Annotated in this window: 15 protein-coding genes and 1 pseudogene; 11 read left to right on the forward strand and 5 right to left on the reverse strand. The window is 69.9% G+C overall.

All coding sequences use genetic code 11. The annotated features are described in order from the left end of the window. Positions 1-5: 5 nt before the first annotated feature. The 5 genes from ACK1X7_RS01450 (at position 6) to ACK1X7_RS01470 (ending at position 9,713) form a co-directional block, all read left to right on the forward strand. Positions 6-620: a hypothetical protein gene (locus ACK1X7_RS01450; protein ID WP_413114534.1), complete on the forward strand. Its 615-nt coding sequence runs from the start codon at positions 6-8 to the stop codon at positions 618-620. A 57-nt stretch (positions 621-677) separates the two neighbouring features. Continuing rightward, positions 678-2,474, forward strand: a complete 1,797-nt coding sequence (locus ACK1X7_RS01455) for a sugar-binding domain-containing protein (protein ID WP_390794210.1) — start codon at positions 678-680, stop codon at positions 2,472-2,474. Positions 2,475-2,536: 62 nt separating this feature from the next. Further along, positions 2,537-6,193, forward strand: coding sequence for an alpha-glucuronidase family glycosyl hydrolase (locus ACK1X7_RS01460; RefSeq protein WP_413114535.1), 3,657 nt, complete (start codon positions 2,537-2,539; stop codon positions 6,191-6,193). Positions 6,194-6,299: 106 nt separating this feature from the next. After that, positions 6,300-8,576 (forward strand): family 43 glycosylhydrolase, encoded by a 2,277-nt coding sequence (locus tag ACK1X7_RS01465; protein ID WP_413114536.1) that lies wholly within the window; start codon positions 6,300-6,302, stop codon positions 8,574-8,576. 96 nt (positions 8,577-8,672) lie between these two features. After that, the gene (locus ACK1X7_RS01470) at positions 8,673-9,713 is read left to right on the forward strand and encodes a vWA domain-containing protein (RefSeq protein WP_385150315.1); all 1,041 of its coding nucleotides are present in this window, start codon (positions 8,673-8,675) and stop codon (positions 9,711-9,713) included. Positions 9,714-9,792: 79 nt separating this feature from the next. On the opposite strand, the gene ACK1X7_RS01475 is transcribed toward ACK1X7_RS01470, so the two are convergent. After that, positions 9,793-10,266, reverse strand: a complete 474-nt coding sequence (locus ACK1X7_RS01475) for a nuclear transport factor 2 family protein (protein ID WP_361507677.1) — start codon at positions 10,264-10,266, stop codon at positions 9,793-9,795. Positions 10,267-10,404: 138 nt separating this feature from the next. On the opposite strand from ACK1X7_RS01475, the gene ACK1X7_RS01480 reads away from it, so the two are divergent. Further along, positions 10,405-11,178 carry a TIGR03084 family metal-binding protein gene (locus ACK1X7_RS01480; protein WP_385150312.1) on the forward strand — a complete coding sequence of 258 codons (774 nt, stop codon included), beginning with the start codon at positions 10,405-10,407 and terminating at the stop codon, positions 11,176-11,178. 44 nt (positions 11,179-11,222) lie between these two features. Here ACK1X7_RS01480 and ACK1X7_RS01485 read toward each other — a convergent pair whose 3' ends face one another. Further along, on the reverse strand, positions 11,223-12,071 hold the full coding sequence (locus ACK1X7_RS01485; RefSeq protein WP_385150309.1) for an EamA family transporter: 849 nt from the start codon (positions 12,069-12,071) through the stop codon (positions 11,223-11,225). 158 nt (positions 12,072-12,229) lie between these two features. On the opposite strand from ACK1X7_RS01485, the gene ACK1X7_RS01490 reads away from it, so the two are divergent. Beyond that, positions 12,230-13,129, forward strand: coding sequence for a LysR family transcriptional regulator (locus tag ACK1X7_RS01490; protein ID WP_390794207.1), 900 nt, complete (start codon positions 12,230-12,232; stop codon positions 13,127-13,129). A 126-nt stretch (positions 13,130-13,255) separates the two neighbouring features. Here the strand turns inward: ACK1X7_RS01490 and ACK1X7_RS01495 are convergent, their stop codons facing one another. Continuing rightward, the gene (locus ACK1X7_RS01495; RefSeq protein WP_385150303.1) at positions 13,256-13,840 is read right to left on the reverse strand and encodes a flavodoxin family protein; all 585 of its coding nucleotides are present in this window, start codon (positions 13,838-13,840) and stop codon (positions 13,256-13,258) included. A 182-nt stretch (positions 13,841-14,022) separates the two neighbouring features. On the opposite strand from ACK1X7_RS01495, the gene ACK1X7_RS01500 reads away from it, so the two are divergent. Beyond that, entirely contained in the window at positions 14,023-14,370 is a 348-nt protein-coding gene (locus tag ACK1X7_RS01500) for an ArsR/SmtB family transcription factor (RefSeq protein WP_361512243.1), read from the forward strand. Further along, positions 14,367-14,801: an SRPBCC domain-containing protein gene (locus ACK1X7_RS01505; RefSeq protein WP_385150300.1), complete on the forward strand. Its 435-nt coding sequence runs from the start codon at positions 14,367-14,369 to the stop codon at positions 14,799-14,801. The genes ACK1X7_RS01500 and ACK1X7_RS01505 overlap by 4 nt, the downstream gene beginning before the upstream one ends. Positions 14,802-14,873: 72 nt before the next feature. On the opposite strand, the gene ACK1X7_RS01510 is transcribed toward ACK1X7_RS01505, so the two are convergent. Then, positions 14,874-15,803, reverse strand: a complete 930-nt coding sequence (locus ACK1X7_RS01510) for an SDR family NAD(P)-dependent oxidoreductase (RefSeq protein WP_385150327.1) — start codon at positions 15,801-15,803, stop codon at positions 14,874-14,876. A gap of 41 nt (positions 15,804-15,844) precedes the next feature. Next, the gene (locus ACK1X7_RS01515) at positions 15,845-16,732 is read right to left on the reverse strand and encodes an SDR family NAD(P)-dependent oxidoreductase (protein ID WP_385150297.1); all 888 of its coding nucleotides are present in this window, start codon (positions 16,730-16,732) and stop codon (positions 15,845-15,847) included. Positions 16,733-16,803: 71 nt separating this feature from the next. Between ACK1X7_RS01515 and ACK1X7_RS01520 the strand changes: the two genes are divergently transcribed. Further along, positions 16,804-17,787: a LysR family transcriptional regulator gene (locus ACK1X7_RS01520; RefSeq protein WP_413114537.1), complete on the forward strand. Its 984-nt coding sequence runs from the start codon at positions 16,804-16,806 to the stop codon at positions 17,785-17,787. A gap of 100 nt (positions 17,788-17,887) precedes the next feature. Then, a pseudogene (locus tag ACK1X7_RS01525) lies at positions 17,888-18,159 on the forward strand (hypothetical protein); the annotation flags it as partial. Positions 18,160-18,208: the final 49 nt, after the last annotated feature.

Consider the following 18,208-nt stretch of genomic DNA (forward strand, 5'->3'; position numbering starts at 1 on the left):
ACACCATGGCCCACGCACCGATCGCACCCCCGCGCGAGCGCCGGGAACCCGGAGAGGTCTTCGGCTCCGGCTTCACCCTCTTCGCCGACATGCTGCTCATCGGCCTGCTCACCAGCCTCGCCTGCCTGCCGGTCGTCACGGCCCCGGCCGCGTTCGCCGCCGCGTCCGCGACATTGCGACAGGCCGCGGGCAGCGGCGTCCAGGTAAGGGCCGGTACGTACGGCGCTCATCTGCGTGCCCATCTGTCCGCGCGGTCGGCGGCTCTCGGTCTGGTGCCGCCGCTGCTCGCGGTGGTCGTCCTGGTCGATACCGCGCTGATGCGCGCCGCGCTGCCCGGAGCGGCCGTCATGGCACCCGCCCTCGCGCTGCTCGTCCTGGGCGCCACTGTCGTGGCGCTGCGGGCGACCGCGCTGGAGACACCGCATGTGCTGTCCGCACGCGAGGCGCTGGTCCGCTCGGCCGCGAATCCGCGCGGCAGTCTCCTGCTGGCCGGTGCCGTGATCCTCAGCGGGCTCCTGGCCTGGTCGATTCCGCTGCTGGTTCCGCTGCTGCCGGGTCCGCTGGCGTTCGCCGCCACGGTCGTGGACCTCCGCTCCCCCGCGGACGCCCAGGAGAACTGAATCGCGGCGCGCCACCTCCCGTCCCCCACGCACGCACCACACCATCGGAGTTCACGCATGCCCCACCCGCACCTGGACGCCGCAGGCCATCCGAGGCCGCAGCTCATCCGCGATCCCGACTGGCGCGACCTCTGCGGTCCCTGGGAGTTCGCCCACGACGACGAGGACCGCGGCCGCGCCGGCCGCTGGATGGACCCGGCGGCCTCCGCACCGTTCACCGGCACCGTCACCGTGCCCTATCCGCCCGAGTCCGCGGCCTCGGGCGTGGCGGACACCGCGTTCCACCCGGTGCTCTGGTACCGGCGCACGATCGACGTGGCCCGGCCGGCCGCCGGGCGGCGGCTCCTGCTGCACTTCGGCGCGGTCGACCACCGGGCCGAGGTCTGGCTGAACGGCCGCCGGGTGGGACAGCACGAAGGCGGGCACACCGGCTTCACCTGCGATCTGACCGACGCCATCGACCGGGACGGCGAGCAGACCGTCGTCGTCCGCGCCGAGGACCAGCCGCTCGACGCCGCGCAGCCCCGCGGCAAGCAGGACTGGCGCCGGGATCCACATGTCATCTGGTACCACCGCACCTCCGGGATCTGGCAGCCGGTGTGGCTGGAGGAGGTCCCGGCCGAGCACATCACGCTTCTGCACTGGACCCCCGAGGTCGCCCACGCCCGCGTCCGCTGCCGGCTGCGTCTCGGCCACTGGCCGCGGCGCCCGCTCACCGTGACGGTCCGCCTCACGCGGGGCGAGCGGGTGCTCGCCGAGCAGCGGACGCTGATCGAGGGCCAGGAGGCGGAGTTCGATGTCGCGGTGCCCGCCCTGCGCCACGGGCAGGACCTCGACTACCTGCTGTGGAGTCCGGAGCGGCCGCAACTCGTCGACGCGGTGGTCGAGTTGCGTGACGCGGCCGAGGACACACCGGTCGACCGTGTGGCGTCCTACCTGGGCCTGCGCGACATCGGCTGGGACGACGGTGTCTTCCTGCTCAACCACAAGCCGTACTTCCTCCGGTTCGCGCTCCAGCAGGGCTACTGGCCCGCATCGCATCTGTCGGCCTCGGCCGATGAATTGCGCCGCGACGTCGAACTGGCGAAGGAGATCGGCCTCAACGGGCTGCGTGTCCACCAGAAGATCGAGGACCCGCGCTTCCTGTACTGGGCCGACCGGCTCGGACTGCTGCTGTGGGAGGAGATGCCGTCGGCGTACACCTTCGGCGCGCAGACCGTCGAGCGCGTGGTCGCCGAGTGGACCGAGGCCGTCTCCCGCGATCTCGGTCACCCCTCGATCGTCGCCTGGGTCCCGGTCAACGAGTCCTGGTCCGTACCGAACCCGGCGCTCGTCCCCGCGCAGCGCCACTTCATGGACGCCCTCTACCACCTGACCAAGGCCCTGGACCCGTCCCGCCCCGCCGTCTCCAACGACGGCTGGGAGATCTCCGCCGCCGACATCTGGGGCGTCCACGACTACACCCAGCGCGGGGACGTGCTGCGCAAGCGATACGGCCACGCCTCGCTGCGGCAGGGCGAGCTCGCCGACCAGTGGCCCGGCGCCAAACGGCTGACCCTGGACGGCATCCGCCATCAGGGGCAGCCCGTCGTCCTCAGCGAGTTCGGCGGCGCGACCTTCGAACCGGCCGAGGGCACCGAGTGGTTCGGCTACGACACCGTGGCCACGAAGGAGGACTTCGCCGAACGCCTCGCCGACCTGGTGGCCGCCGCGGTGGACTCCGGGCTCGCGGGCTTCTGCTACACCCAGTTCACCGACACCGAGCAGGAGACCAACGGCCTGCTCACACCGGACCGCCAACCGAAGATCCCCGTGGCCGAACTGCGCGCGATTCTCACCCGAACCCGCGCATAGTCTCGCCACCACCTGAGGGCTCGGCGCAATTCCCTTCGTTCTCGCGTAGAGGAGAGACCGCAATGGCCCGATCCGAGTACGAGTACGGCCGTCGCCGAGTGCTCCAGGCATCCGCTCTCGCCTTCGCCGCCGTGCTGAGCCCGTGGGGCACGGCGGCCGGCTTCGCCGCGCCGGCGGGCATCCCCGACGAGGACGGCTACGATCTCTGGCTGCGCTACCGCCCCACCACCGATCCCCGGCGGCGCGCCGAGTACCGCGAGGCCCTGGCCGGCCTGGCGCGTCAGGGCGAGGGCCCGGTCATGGCCAACGCCGAGCTGGAACTGCGGCGGGCCGCCCGGGGCCTCACCGGCAGCGCACCGGTCCGGGCTCCCGCCGATCGAGCCTCGGTCGTCATCGGCACGGTGGACGCGTCACCGGTCGTGCGATCCCAGATGAGTCCCGACCGGCTGGCCCGGATCGGCCGGCAGGGGTTCGTCATCGAGATGACCGGCCCGCCGGGCAGGCGGCGGCTGGTCATCGGGGCCCGCAGCGATCGGGGTGTGCTGGCCGGGGTCTTCCATCTCATCCGTCTGCTCCAGCTCGAGCGGCCGCTGCACAAGCTGTCCGTCGTGGAGAAGCCGCGTACCGCCCTGCGCATGATGAATCACTGGGACAACTTCGACGGGTCGATCGAGCGTGGCTACGCGGGCACTTCGCTCTTCGAGTGGGACAAGCTGCCGGACATCTCCGGCCGGGTGGTCGACTATGCGCGGTCCATGGCATCCATCGGCGTCAACGCTTCGGTGCTCAACAACGTCAACGCCAGTGCCGACTTCATCACCGGCGAGATGCTGACCAGACTCAGACCCCTGGCGGCACTTCTCCACTCGTGGGGCATCTCTGTCTGGCTGTCCGTCAACTACGCCGGCCCGATGATCCTGACCGCCGACGACGCCGATCCGATCACGACGGCCGATCCCGCCGATCGGCGGGTCCAGCAGTGGTGGCGGGACAAGAGCGCCGAAATCTTCAAGAGCCTGCCCGGATTCGGCGGGTTCCTGGTGAAGGCGAACTCGGAGGGGCAGCCCGGCCCGCTCGACTACGGACGCACCCATGCCGAGGGCGCGAACATGCTGGCCCGCACGGTCGCACCGCATGACGGGCAGATCATCTGGCGCAGCTTCGTCCACGAGGATTTCAGCGACTGGGCGGAGTACCAGTACCGGGTGTTCGCCCCGCTGGACGGCGCGTTCGACGACAACGTCATCCTCCAGACCAAGTACGGACCGATCGATTTCCAGATCCGCGAGCCCGTACACCCCTTGTTCGGCGCGATGCGCCAGACGAACCAGATGCTGGAGCTCCAGCTCACCCAGGAGTACACGGGCCACGAGGTCCACACCACCTATCTGGCTCCGCTGTGGCGGGAGGTGCTGACCTTCCCGACGCGGGGGCCCGGCGCCGGGCCGACCGTCGCCGACATCCTCGCGGACGGCAAGGACCGTATGCCGCGGGCGGGCATCGCCGGGGTCAGCAACTTCGGCAACGCCCGCGACTGGACCGGCCATCTGCTGGGAGCGGCGAACACCTACGCCTTCGGCAGGATGTGCTGGAACCCGGACGCCGATCCCCGGGACCTGGCCGCGGAGTGGGCCGGGCTGACCTTCGGCCACGACGAGGCGGTCACCGAGGTCGTGGCCGACATCCTGACGCACTCGCGCCGGACGTACGAGGACTACACCTCACCGCTGGGGATGGGCTATCTCACCGACCCCGGCGGCGACCATCTGGACCCGAGCCCGCTGGGCACCCTCTTCCAGTCACACCACTCCACGACCGAGGGGACCGGCTTCGACCGCACCGAGGCGACCGGCAGCGGCTTCACCGGGCTCTATCCGCGGCCGTGGCGGAAGCACTACGAGTCCGTGGCGACCTGCCCCGACGAGCTGCTGCTGTTCATGCACTGGGTGCCGTACGACCATCGACTGCGCTCGGGCAAGACGGTCATCCAGCACATCTACGATACGCATTTCACCGGGGTCGACCGCGTCGACCGGTACCTCGCCGGGTGGAGCGAACTGTCCGGGAAGGTCGACCGGCAGCGCCATGCCGCCGTCAAGGCGGGCTTCGAGGCCCAGCGGGAGCATGCGAGGTTCTGGCGCGACACGGTGGTCGGATTCTTCTTCGACAAGAGCCGCATCGTCGACGCGCGGCGGGAATGGCTGCAAGCGGCACTGAACGGGCCGCGGGTGCTGCTCGGCGGTCGGCCGAACCTGCTGCCGGTCGCCGTCACCAACGCCTCCGCGCGGGAGCGCGACCTCACGGTCGCACTGCGGCCACCGTCGGCAAACTGGCGCACCGAGCCCGCCGAACGGACCGCGGCCGGCGCCGCGACCGCGCACCTCGAACTGCCGGTCGCACCCCCGTTGTCGGGCACCGTCGCCGCCCTGGACCTGGACGTGGCGCCGAAGCTCACCCGGCTCGACGGCCGGCCGCCCTCCCTGGTCGTCGCTCCCGAGGGCAGCCGCTGCCTCGTCGCGCTCAACGCCGGTCCACAGAACGGGACTTCGATGCCCGGCTACGACGCGCTGACCCCGGAGTCGGCCTGGTCCGCGTCGGCCGGCCACGGCTGGGTCGGCGCCGCCCCATCGGCCAGGGACCGCGGTGGCGAGCCCCTGTTGCGCGACCACCTGTGGCACAACTCGTCCCGGGTGCTGCGCGTCGCCCTACCGGCGGGCAAGCACACCGCGTACGTGCTGGTCGGTGACACCGGTGCCACGGCCTCGCCGACCCGGGTCGCGGTGGACGGCGCCACCGTCGCCACCAGTCCGAAGCAGCCCGGCGGAACCTTCACCTGGCTGGAGCTCCCCCTCGACGGAGGTGCCACCGGCCGCACCACGGACATCACGTTCACGGGGGTGGGCGGCCCCTGGCGGCTGTCCGCGTTCGCCGTCACGGACCCCGGCGCCCCGGTACCGTCCCTCGTCGTCATGCGGGCGGCGGCGGATCCGGTGTGGTGGGCGGGCCGGGCCAACCCGGTCACGGTGCTGGTGCGCAACACCGGCACAACGGACCGCGATGTCACCGCCCGCCTCGTCACCCCCGACGGCTGGTCCAGTACCGAGCGGACCCTGTCGGTCGCCGCCGGAGCCGAGCGGGAGCTGACCGTCACCGGGACCCCGGTGTCCACTCCGGGATTCGCCACCGTCGAGATCCGGCTCACCAGTGGCGATGCGGAGATCGAGCGCGGCCGGTCGGTGTCCGTGGTCACCACGCCACACCCCGAAGACGCGGCCACGGCGTTCGACGCGGGCCCGCCGTCCAGCCCGCTGCTGACCGGGTACACCAGACTGTCGCCCGAGGACGACTACACCGGCGACCGCGGCTTCGGCTGGATCGGCGTCCGACCTAACACCCGTGACCGGGGCAACGCCGACGACCTGCGCCGCGACATCGTCATGCAGAGGGGCAAGCCCACCGTCCTGCGCGTCCCGGTGCCGGCCGGCAAGCACACGGTGCGGGTGCTGACCGGCGACTCACTCACCGATTCGGGTGTCACCACCATCTCCGAGGACGGCACGGTCCTCGGACGCTCCGGCGACGACAGCCTGCCGAGCCGCGCCTTCGTCTGGTTCTCCTTCGGACTCGACGGTGGAGCGGACGGGCGCACCGCCGACCTGGAGATCACCGGTTCGAAGCTGAACGGCCTCTGGCGCATCGCGGCCCTGGTCATCGTCTGAGACCACCCCCGCGCCGCACACCCATCCGTTCTTCCGGGCGCGGCCCGCGACCCGGCATCCGCGATATCTCCGCCATATCCGGTATCCACAAAGGAGAGCTCCCGACATGGCTTCGACGTCAGCACGATTCCGCGCGGTCCGGGGCAGACCCGGCACCGCCCTCCTCGCCCTGGTCATGGTCCTCGGCCTGGGCGGTGCGCATCCCGGACCGGCCGCGGCCGATCCCGCCGATCCGCCCGGCACGTACCAGAACCCCGTGATGGACAACGTCGCGGACGCCTTCTCCGACCCGTCGATCATCCGGGGCAAGGACGGCTACTGGTACGCGTACGCGACCCAGACCAGCATGCGCCGGGACAACCAGGGAGGTCCATGGGAGTCCCAGCACTTCATGCCGATCACGCGCTCGGCCGACCTCGTCAACTGGACCTACGTCGGTGATGTCTTCGGGCCCGACAACCACCCGGAGTGGCGCGACTTCGCGACCACCTACTACTGGGCACCCGACATCCGCTACCTCAACGGGAAGTACTACCTCTACTACTCGGTCGCCGGCGGCGACCAGAACACCATCGCGCTGGCCACGTCGGACCATCCGGCAGGCCCGTGGAAGGACATCGGCCATCCCGTGCTGCCGTACGGGACGGCGGTCAATCAGATCGATCCCTCGGTGTTCGTCGACTCCGACGGCCGGAAGTACCTCTACTACGGCTCGTTCCGCGACGGCGGAATCCAGGCGGTGCGCCTGAACGAGGAGGGCACCGCGCCGGTCGGTGATCCGGTGCAGGTGGTCGGCGCCCGGCGCGGCGAAGCCGCGTACGTGGTCAAGCGCGACGGCTGGTACTACCTGTTCTACTCCGGCCTGGGCTGCTGTGCCCGGGACAAGGGCGCCTATCCGGTGTTCGTCGGGCGGGCCAAGGACCCGATGGGCCCCTTCAAGGACGCCGAGGGCGTCGGCCTGGCCGACCTGCACGTCGGCGGCACGATCGTCAACGCGCCGAACGGCAACAAGTGGGTCGCGACCGGCCACTCGGCGAACGTCGTGGACAAGTCCGGCCAGGAGTGGATCCTCACCAACGGATTCGACCGCCACGAGAGCGATCCGAACTGGGGTGGACGGCCGGCCATGATGGACCGGCTCGACTGGATCGACGGCTGGCCGACGGTGCGCGCGGGCGCCTGGACCAGCGAGGACCGGCGGACCGCGCCGACGAGCGGATGGGACGCGGGCAGCACCTTCGACGACGGCCTCGGCGGCTTCGACACCGCCGGGTACGGGTCCTGGACCACGGCTTCGGATCCGGACTCGGGGCGATACGCCCGCGGCCGGTCCCGGGCCGCGATCCCGCAACTGCTGCTGCCGCGACACGCCCCGGAGGGCGATGTGAGGATCGAGGCCGACGTCCGGCTGCGCGACGACAAGGGCCGGGTCGGCCTTGTCCTGGCATCCGCAGGCCGGTTCAACCACGTCGTGGCCTGGCTGGACTCCACCGGCACCCTCTCCGTCGAGGTCACCCGGGACCGGAAGGTGGTGCGCAAGCGCACCGCTCGTCTGCCCGCGAACGCCGACCCGCGGACCTGGCACTCGCTCACGGCCGAGATCCGCGACGGGGCCGCGCAGGTACAAGCCGACTCGGCCATGCTCGACATGCCGCTGGCCGAGCTGACGGTGGACGTACCCAAGAACTGGCGCCGTGGCGGTGTCGCCTCGACGCACAGTGCGGGCGAGGCTGACAACGTCGGCGTGACCCGGCTCTACACGCCGGTGACCGTCAAACAGCCGGACCCCCGGATCGGGCCCCGACTGCCGCAGTACGACGAGGACTTCGACGACGGCCAGTTGGACGGGTGGACGTGGTTCGGCCCCGCCGACGGAAAGGTCGCCGACGGCCAGTATGTGTGGCCGACGCAGGATGCCGACTTCTCCGGCAAGGGGACCATGGCATCGGCGCTGCTTCGTGACGCTCCGACCGGCACCTACACGGTCGAGACCAAGCTGCGCTTCCCGATCACCGACGCCCCCGACGGACGCAGCCAGGCCGGGCTGATCGCCTTCCAGAGCCCGGGGAACTCCATCCATCTGGCTCCGACCCGGACCGGCCCGTCGCGGCAGGCTTTCCTGTGGATCGGCCGGGACCGTGATAGTTGGCCGGAGATGCAGTTGGGCCCGTCGGCCGACACCATGTGGCTGCGGCTGCGCCATACCGTCGATCCGGCGACCGGCGAACACCGGTTCCAGTCGGCCACGAGCCGGGACGGGAAACACTACATCTGGGGTGGGGTCTGGCATCTGCCCGCCGGCTCCGAACCGCGCATCGGCCTCGTCTCCCTGGCCGGTGAGGGAGTGACCGCACGCTTCGACTACGTGCGCTTCTCCTCCTGACACCGCTCCACTCACCTGCACGGGCCCGTGCTCCACATCGATTGTCAGTGGTGGGTGAGAAGGTAGGAGCATCGAGAAGGAAAAAGGGGAGCGTCCATGTCCGGAAACCAGAACTACATCAATCACGTTGCTCTTGTGCTGGATGCGAGTTCGTCCATGTCACATTTGAGCGGCAAGGTCGTTGAAGTCGCCGACCAGCAGATTGCGTATCTGGCCCGACGATCGAAGGAACTGGACCAGGAAACCCGCGTCACGGTCTACGTCTTCGCGGACAAGGTGGAGTGCGTCATCTACGACAAGGACGTGCTGCGTATGCCGTCCCTGAAGCAGCTTTACCGGGTCGGTGGAATGACGGCGCTGCTGGCGGCCACGCTGAAGTCGCAGCGGGAGCTTGCGCAGACCGCCCAACTGTACGGCGACCACAGCTTCCTGACGTTCGTACTGACGGACGGCCAGGAGAACGCGAGCCATCGCTGCCCGGACGCCCCTACCAAAAACCCACGCGAACTCGTGCAGGCCGTGGCCAACCTGATGCAGACGCAGGAGGACAACTGGACACTGGCCGTCCTTGTGCCGGACCAGATGGGCAAGCGCGAGGCCATGCAGTGCGGCTTCCCGAAGGACAATATCGCCATCTGGGACGCCACGAGCACACAGGGCCTGGAGGAGGCAGGGCAGGTTATCCAGCAGGCCACCGAGAACTTTATGATGGGCCGGGCCCAGGGCATCCGGGGATCGCGCGCGGTATTCTCCACAGGTGCGGAGGCGGTCAACAAGGAGACCATCAAAGCAGCCGGTCTCACCCCGGTGAATCCGTCGGAGTATCAGCTCATTCCGGTGGCTCGCGAAGCGGCGATCCGGGAATGGGTCATCGAATGCGGGCACACCTACCGCACCGGTGGCGCGTTCTATCAACTGAGTAAATCGGAGAAGATCCAGGCGCGGAAGCAGATCGCGGTGCTGGAGAAGAAGACGGACCGGGTGTACACGGGGCCGGAGGCCCGATCCCTACTGGGCCTGCCGGACACGGAAGTTCGCGTGAAGCCGGACCACAACAACGACTTCACGATATTCGTGCAGAGCACCAGCGTGAACCGGAAGCTGGTACCGCACACGCGGCTGCTGCTCATGATCTGAGGCGACGCGAGCTGGGCGGCCTGTCGAGCTGCGCCAGGGCCGCGACCCCGTTGTCCGGGGGCGCGGCCCCTTCAGGCGACTACCGCCGTGCGGCAGCCTGGTGCGCATGGCGGCTCACATCGCCGATCAGGTTGATGCGGACCCGTCGCTCTGCGAAGCGCCACTGCCCCTCATGGCGCTCGAAGCGGTCACGGTACCGACCGGCGGCGATGGGTTGCAGCGGCAGGTCGGGAAGCGCCTGGAACACGGTGACATACGAACGCGAGACCGCCGTGCCCGCCTGTTCGTCGACCTCGATGGCAACGTTGGTGGTGACATGCTGGGTTCGCGGCGTGCCGTCGGCGTAGACGATCAGAGTGTCCTGGAACATCTTCTCGATCGCGTCGCGCCCGCTCACCGGCTCGCCCGTGCCCGTGAAGGTGGCTTCGGCGAGAAGTATTCCGAGCCCCGCGAAATCACCGTCGTCCACGAGCTCGGCGTAACGTGCGATCAAGTTCTCGATAGCCCGGTAGCTCAACGTCGGATCGGCGGGCATGCCGATGGATGTGGACATGGTCCCCTCCAAGCGAAACAGCGGATGGCGGACAGAAGTTGACAGGAATCAACCTCAGGTAGCCTGATCACACGAGATCAACTTCGCCCCTCCCAACCGGGACAGACCCGTTGCCGTCAATGTGTGAAGGTGACAGTGATGTTGGACTACGGCCTTGACATGTCCAGCGTAGAGCACGACCTTGCTCTGCCCGACTTGGTGGCCGAAGGAGATGAACTCGACGCCCTGGTATCGGCGCAGACCGACTGGACCAAGCCCACCCCGGCAGCGGGGTGGACGATCGCCCACCAGATCGCTCATCTCGCCTCAGCGGATGCGAACGTTCTCATCGCCATACGCACCCCGGACGCGTTCGACGCCGTGCTGAAGCGGGCAGAGGCCGCGGGCAGCCAATACGCCGATCTCGATGCTGCCGCGGGAGCGGCCACACCGCGATCGGCACTGCTGGAACAATGGCGCACCGGCCGAACCGAGGTGGCGGCGGCGCTGCGCGACATTCCACTGGACCACGGGTTTCCATGGTACGGCTCACAGCTCACCGCGGCGCTCATGGTGCCGCTTCGACTGATGGAAACGTGGGCTCATGGGCAGGACATTTTCGATGCACTGGGTGTCTCACGCCGTCCCACGGGTCGGCTTCACCATGTGGCCTCGCTGGGAGTGATTGGGCGAGCGCTGTCCTTCTATGCTGCCCAGTTGCCTGTTCCGGAAGAGCCGTTCCGTGTCGAGCTGACCGGTCCCGACGGCCAGACCTGGGCATGGGGCCCGGAAGATGCCATGCAGCGGATTCAGGGCAGTGCCCTCGACTTCTGCCTTCGAGTGACCCGGCGCGGGTCCCGAGCCGAAACCGACCTCACGGCGGTCGGCAAGGATGCGCAGAAGTGGCTTGATATTGCTCGCGTTTTCCTCTGAGGTTTTCTCTGAGGGGCCCCAAAAACATGTTCCCGGCCGCGTGATCAGACGCAGGCTGAGGAAGCCAGTGCCTCTTTGGCGGACACCGCGGGACGGGCACCGGCGCGGGTGGCACCGACACTGGCCACGACCACGAGAACCAGGCCGAGTGTCGCAGCCGTCCCGGGCCGCTGGCCGAGAACGACCAGACCGACCATGAGGGCGATGGCGGGCTCAAGGCTCATCAGAGTGCCGAACGCGGACGCGGTCAGACGACGCAGGGCGAGAAACTCGAGAGCGAAGGGGATGACGGGGCTCAGCACCGCCAGAACCAGCATGGTCCACAGCGCTGACCCCGTGAGGCGTCCGGCGAGGTCCGGGGCGGCGAGCGCCAGCCCCAGCACCGCTGCGACCGGCATGGAGACAGCGAGCCCCTTCAGTCCGGTGACGCGATCACCGACCCGTTGGGTCAGCAGTATGTACGCGGCCCAGCACCCCGCGGCGAGCAGCGCGCTCCCCACCCCCACGAGGTCGGCGCCGCCGTGCCAGGGTTCGGTCAGCAGCACGACGCCCGTCGCCGCCGCGGCCGCCCAGACGAGGCGTCCCTTCCTCGGGCCGAAGAGGGAGACGGTGAGCGGTCCCAGGAATTCCAGTGCGCTCGCGGTCCCCAGCGGGAGACGGGCGATGGCCTGCATGAAGAAGACCATCATTCCGGCGGTCACGAGACCGAGCACCATGCAGGCATGAAGGTCCCGGGGGCTGAAGTCACGGGGCCGGGGGCGGATGGCGACCAGCAGAATCAGCCCCGCCCAGCCCAGGCGCAGCCCCGCGGTTCCCAGCGCGCCGAGCTGTCCGAACAGCGGAACCGTCAGAGCCGATCCGAGCTGCACGGTGCACATCGAGGTGGCGGCCATGAGCAAACCGGACGCGGCGCCGGTATGGCGCGAGCGAGGGGAAGGAAGAGCCTCAGGCGGTTCGGGAGCGTTCATGGGCCCAGTACAGATCCTCGACACCGTTCACGTCCACGTGCCGATCCTGAATGATTCGTTCGACATTCATGGACAATGGAGGGATGGAAACGCGCCGCCTGCACATGCTGGCCGAGCTGGCCCGGCGAGGCTCGATGCGCGCCGTGGCCGAGGCCACCGGCACTACCACCTCGACGGTTTCCCAGCAGGTCGCCGCCTTGGCCCAGGACATGGGCACGGCACTGATCGAGCCGCATGGGCGCAGGGTCAGGCTCACGCCGGCGGGCCGCCGTCTGGCGGAACACGCCGTGACGATCCTCGCGGCGGTCGAGGCCGCACAGCGGGACCTGAGCCCCGACGCGCCGCCGACCGGCACAGTGCGCGTGGCAGGCTTCGCCACCGCCATCCGAGCCCAACTGCTGCCCATCATCAGCGGTTTGTCCACCAGCCATCCTCAGCTCAGCATCCTGGTCCGTGAGCACGAACCCGCCGAAGCCCTCAATCTGCTGGCCAACGACGAGGCCGACCTCGCGCTCACCTACGACTACAACCTGGCACCGGCCGAGCCGGACCCCGCGGTCGCGATCACCCCGCTGTGGACCGCTCCCTGGGGCCTGGGCATTCCTGACAACGTCGCCCGTCCCTCGGCGCCGGGCGCCCCGGAGGTCTTCCGCTGGTTCCGCACGGCGGACTGGATCGGCAACTCGCGCAACACCGGTGACGAGACCGTCATCCGGACACTCGCCTCCATGGCCGGCTTCACCCCCCACCTCACGCACCAGGCGGACAACCTCGACCTCGTACAGGGCATGATCGCGGCGGGAATGGGCGTGGGGCTGCTGCCGATGGCCACCTCCACGCGGCCCGGTGTCCATCTGGTGCCGCTCACCGCGCCGGACGTTGTCCTGCGCGCCTTCGCCGTCGCCCGCCGGGGTCGCGACAACTGGCCTCCGCTGGCCCTGCTGACCGACCTGATCATTCGGCAGTCGGCGCAGGGCGCATAGCCTCGGGGGCATGCGCGGGGTCATGCCGTCCGGGGCCAGAGCACCTGCGTGTCCAGGTACTCGAGAAGGCCCGCTGCCCCCGTTCTCCACGCCGAGCCCTGAGGTCAGCTCGGACCCGCGGCCCGGCTACGCGGCGGCACTCCCCCGCGCGAACACCTTGGCCGTCTCGGTCACCCGGCGTCCCAGGTGTCCGGCCGTGGCCACATCGGCCTTGTGAACGGCCTCCGGGCCCTCGTCGCTGTTGGTCTGGGCGGCCGCGCCCGCGAAGACGCCGAGGCGATTGAGGTCGTGCTCGGATCCCGTGCTGCTGTTCCAGCCGGGGTGCAGGCCGAGGTTGACCCAGTGCATGCCGTGCTGGCCGGCGAGGATCTGGAAGAACTGGAGGGTGTGCAGCTTGTCGCCACTCTTCGAGGCGGAGTTGGTGAAGCCCGCCGCCAGCTTGTCCTTCCAGGCGAGCTGGAACCAGCGCTTGGAGGACGCCTCGGCGAACACATGGAAGGCGCCGGAGGCGGTGCCCATGTAGGTGGGCGAACCGAAGACGATCGCGTCGGAGCGGTCCAGCGTCTCCCACTGTTCGTCGGTGATCTCGTCCACCTTGATCAGGTGCACCTCGGCGCCGGCCTCGGCGGCGCCGGCGCGGACGGCCTCGGCGATCACGGCGGTGTGGCCGTAGCCGGAGTGGTACGCGATGGACACTACAGGGGTGGTCACGGTGAATTACTCCTCTGGGGGCGCTCGCATAGCCCGAACAGGCAGCTCGGAAGCAGTGACCAAAGGAAAGCACTAACTTCTGGTTAGCGCAACCTGGTGGGTGGCACCGCGTTCGGGCGATGGCCTGAGATTACTTAAGTGACTACTTGACTTTGCGCTCCACTGGGCCTTCACTTAAGAATGTGCTTAACCATGAAGAGCGACTGGACCTGGTCTTCCGGGCTCTGGGTGATCGGACTCGACGTGCGATGGTCGAGCGGCTGATTCGCGGACCCGCCTCGGTGAGCGAGCTCGCCGCGCCGCTGACCATGTCGCTCGCCGCGGTCGTCCAGCACCTTCAGGTGCTGGAAACCGCCGGGATCGTCCGGTCGGAGAAGGTCGGCCGGGTCCGCACCTGCCGGATCGAACCGGAGGCCCTGCGGGCCGGCGAAAGCTGGCTCGGGCGGCAGCGCACCACCTGGGAGACCAGGCTCGACGACCTCGGCGACTTCCTCGCCGAGCCCGGCCCATCAGAAGGGACCACATCATGACCGTCACGCACACCACGTTCGACCTGGAGCGCGTCTACCCCGCGGAACCGGCGCGCGTGTTCGCCGCCTGGGCCGATCCGGCCGCGAAGGCCCGCTGGTTCGGGTCCGGGGGCACTCATGAACTCGACTTCCGTGCTGGCGGGCGGGAATCGACCCGTGGCCGGACGCCGGACGGCAAGGATCTGGCGTTCGCCTCGGTGTACCACGACATCGTCCCGGATCAGCGGATCGTCTACTCCTCGACACTGACTGCCGACGACACCCTTGCCACGGTGTCCATGACCACGATCGAGCTCACCGCCGAGGGCGAGGGCACCCGGCTCACCCTCACCGAGCAGGCGACCTTCCTCGACGGCAGGGAGGAACCGAGCTGGCGGGAGCAGGGCACCAGCGACTGGCTGGCCAAACTGGGCGAAGAACTCCAGGCATGAGGCGTCCGCGGTGAGCCATGAGCGCACGGCGGGTGCGGGTGATCCGAGGAGCCGACGCCGTGCGGCGCGCGGTCAGCCGGTGTGTGTGAGCAGGTCCTGCGACAGTGTCCACAGGCGTCGTGCGTTGTCCGGGTCGATGGCGTACCGGGCGACGCCGTGCAGCGTGCCGGAGCGGCGGTCGACGACCCCGGTCTCATTGCAGTCGACGAAGTAGCGGCCGCCGACGCCGTCGAGGAGGGGCGAGGTGGCGAGGAGAACGGAGGTCGCGGCGCCCTGCTCGACGGTCTTGATCAGGTGGGCGGGGACCCTGCCGCTGCCCCGGCCGCCGGTGTGGCGCTGAAGGCTGGTGTAAATGGCCCCCGGCATCAGGGCGTTGGCCGTGATGTTGTCGTCGGCCCAGCGCCGGGTGGCCTCCACGGCGAAGAGGACATTGGCTGTCTTGGACTGACCGTAGGCCAGCCACGGGTCGTAGGGGCGGAAGGCGAAGTTGACGTCGTCCCACACGACGGGTGACTGCTGGTGGCCGGTGGAACTCACCACGACGACGCGGGCGTTGCCATCGGCGGCCAGCGCGTGGTGCAGACCGGTGGCGAGGGCGAAGTGGCCCAGGTGGTTGGTGGCGAATTGCCACTCCCAGCCCTGTTCGGTGTGCTGCTCGGGGCAGGCCATGACGCCCGCGTTGTTCACGAGCACGTGCAGCGGGCCTCGCCAGGCGGCGGTGAAAGCGAGGACCGACGCGGGGTCGGCCAGGTCGAGGTGTGCGACACGCACCTCCTGGTTGCCGGTCGAGGCGGTGATGTCCTTGGCGACGCGTTCGCCCACCGCCACATCCCGGACGGCGAGCGTGACCGCCGCACCCGTGATCGCCAGGGCGCGGGCCGTCTCGGCCCCGAGGCCGGAGGAGGCCCCGGTGACGATCGCGCGGCGGCCGGTGAGGTCGATGCCTTCCGTGACCTCGGCAGCCGTGCTGGAGAAACCGAACGGGGTGGTGATGGCACTCATGAGTGAACTCCTTGCTGTGGCCGAAGCGTGGACGACGGCGTTCAGGGTGTGAGCATCCGGTCCTGTTCCACCGGGGGTGTGCCGTCGTGCCAGGTCAGGACCTTGCCGAAACGGACCAACTCGCCGTACAGGGCGGGATCGACATGCTCGGCGAAGATCAGGTCGAGCACGGCTCCGGCAGCCTGGGCCGGCGACTGAGCCTGGCTGTAGTCGCTGAACCAGGGGCGCGAGGTGGCGGTGTCGACCATGCCGGGGCACACGGAGGCGATCAGGGTGCCGGTGGCGAGGTCGTGCTCGCGGCGTTCGGCGGCGACCGCGCGGACGGCGGCGACCTGGGCGACCTTCGAGGGCACGTTGAGCCAGGTGGGCCAGCCCGCCTCCGCGGCGGTCCTCGTGTGGATCGCGCTGCGCCAGGACTCGACGGCGTACTCCACCTGTTCGAGGCTCGCGCCGTCGAACAGGTGGTGCAGCCGCGGATCGAGGTGGCCCAGGGTGCCCAGGCTGCTGGCCACCACGAGCAGGCGGCCGCTCGGGCGCAGCACGGGGGCGAAGGACCGCAGGATCGCGTGGGTGGCGGTGTTGGCGACGTCGATGAACTCGTCGGCCCGCTCGGCCTGTGATTCCCCGGGCAGCAGACGGGCGACCGCGTTGGAGACGACGACGTCGACACCGCCGTACCGCGCCCGGAGGTCCTCGGCGAGGCGAGCGATGGCGTCGGTGTCCGTGACGTCCAGAACCCGGCCCTCGACGCGGGCGCGGGTGCCGGGCAGCCCGGTGACCTCGCGGGCGGCGTCCGTCACACGGCGGTGGCTGCGGCCGGTGAGCAGGACGAGGTCGTCCGGGGGCATGCGGGCCGCCAGTCCTTCGGCGAGGGCGCGGCCGAGTCCCTGATTGGCGCCCGTGACGAGGGCGATGCGGGAAGCGTTCATGCATGCCACGCTAAAAACGCCGCGGCCATGAGTCCAACGAAACTTCGGCACGGCTAGCATGCGTGAATGTCATGGACTTCACGGATGTGTCGCTGACCGCGCTGCGGGTCTTCCGCGCCGTGGCAGAACAGGGAACCTTCACCGCGGCCGCCGCGTCGCTGGGCTATACCCAGTCGGCGGTGTCCCGCCAGATTGCCGCCATCGAACGGGCCGCCGGCACGGAGCTGCTGGAACGGCGGCGCGACGGGGTACGGCTCACCGCCGCCGGCCGTATCGTCATGCGCCGCGCGACGACCGTGCTCGACGAGATCGACGCGACCGCCCGGGAACTGTCCGGCCTGCCCGGACAGTCAGGGACGGTCCGGCTGGGCTGGTTCCCCAGCGCCGGAGCCGTCCTGGTGCCCCGAGCCCTGGCCGCGCTGCGCGGCACCGACCCCGGCCTGCGCATCGTCGGCCGGGAGAGCGGCACCCCGGCGCTGGTGCGCGCCCTGCGGGCCGGCAGTCTCGATCTGGCCCTGCTCGCGTCGGCGCCGCCGTTCCGGCCGCCCGACGCCGAGTCGCCTCCGCTCGCGCTTCAGACGCTCACCGAACGCGCGCTGTGTCTGGCGGTGCCCGCCAGACACCCGCTTGCCCGCGGCGACTTCGTCGACGTGGCCGACCTGCGCGGGCAGCGCTGGATCGCCGGCTCCTCCTCGGGCGACGACCGGCTCATGGGCGTGTGGCCGGGGCTGGACGAGCGGCCCGAGATCGCCCACACCGCCCGCGACTGGCTCGCCAAGCTCCACCTCGTCGCCGCCGACTGCGGGCTGACCACCGTGCCGGCCGCCCTCGCTTCCGCCGCGCCACCGGGTGTCCGCGTCCTCCCTGTCCGCGGCGGACCCCAGGAACAGCGGCGCCTGCTCCTGGCCCGTCTCCCCCATCCGCCGACCGAGCCGGTCACCCGCGTGGCAGCGGCCCTCCGCACCGCGGCCATCGAAGCCGCCGGAGCCCTCACCGACACGGCGGAGCAGGCCGCCCGCACGGCCCGGGACATCCCGCGACGGCACGACGTCTGACCTCGACGCGAAGGTCTGCCCACGGCCCGGTCCGGGAACCACGAAACCGCGCGGCACGATCGCCCCCCCCTCAGCGCAGCGCCTGCGCTCCTATGACGGGGAAGGCCGGCCGATCCACATCCTCATCGACAACGCCGGTGTCATGACCCCGCCCGACCGGCAGACCACCGCCGACGGGTTCGAGCTTCAGCTCGGCACCAACCACCACGGCCGGTCGCTCCGACGACCCCGCTCGCCACTCGCCCCGAGGTCGGACGCGACCGGGACACCCGCGACGTGCGCATGATCCGGGCGCTGTCCGCCCGAGGCATCCACGTCGGGACGGTCCACACCGCGCAACTTCCCGCCCAGTACGCCGCCACCTCCCCCGAGCTGAGCGTTCCTGGCCCACCGATCGGGTGTTGACCGCCCTCGCCATGTC

Source organism: Streptomyces sp. CY-1 (assembly GCF_047218265.1).
GTDB classification, from domain to species: Bacteria; Actinomycetota; Actinomycetes; order Streptomycetales; family Streptomycetaceae; genus Streptomyces; species Streptomyces niphimycinicus.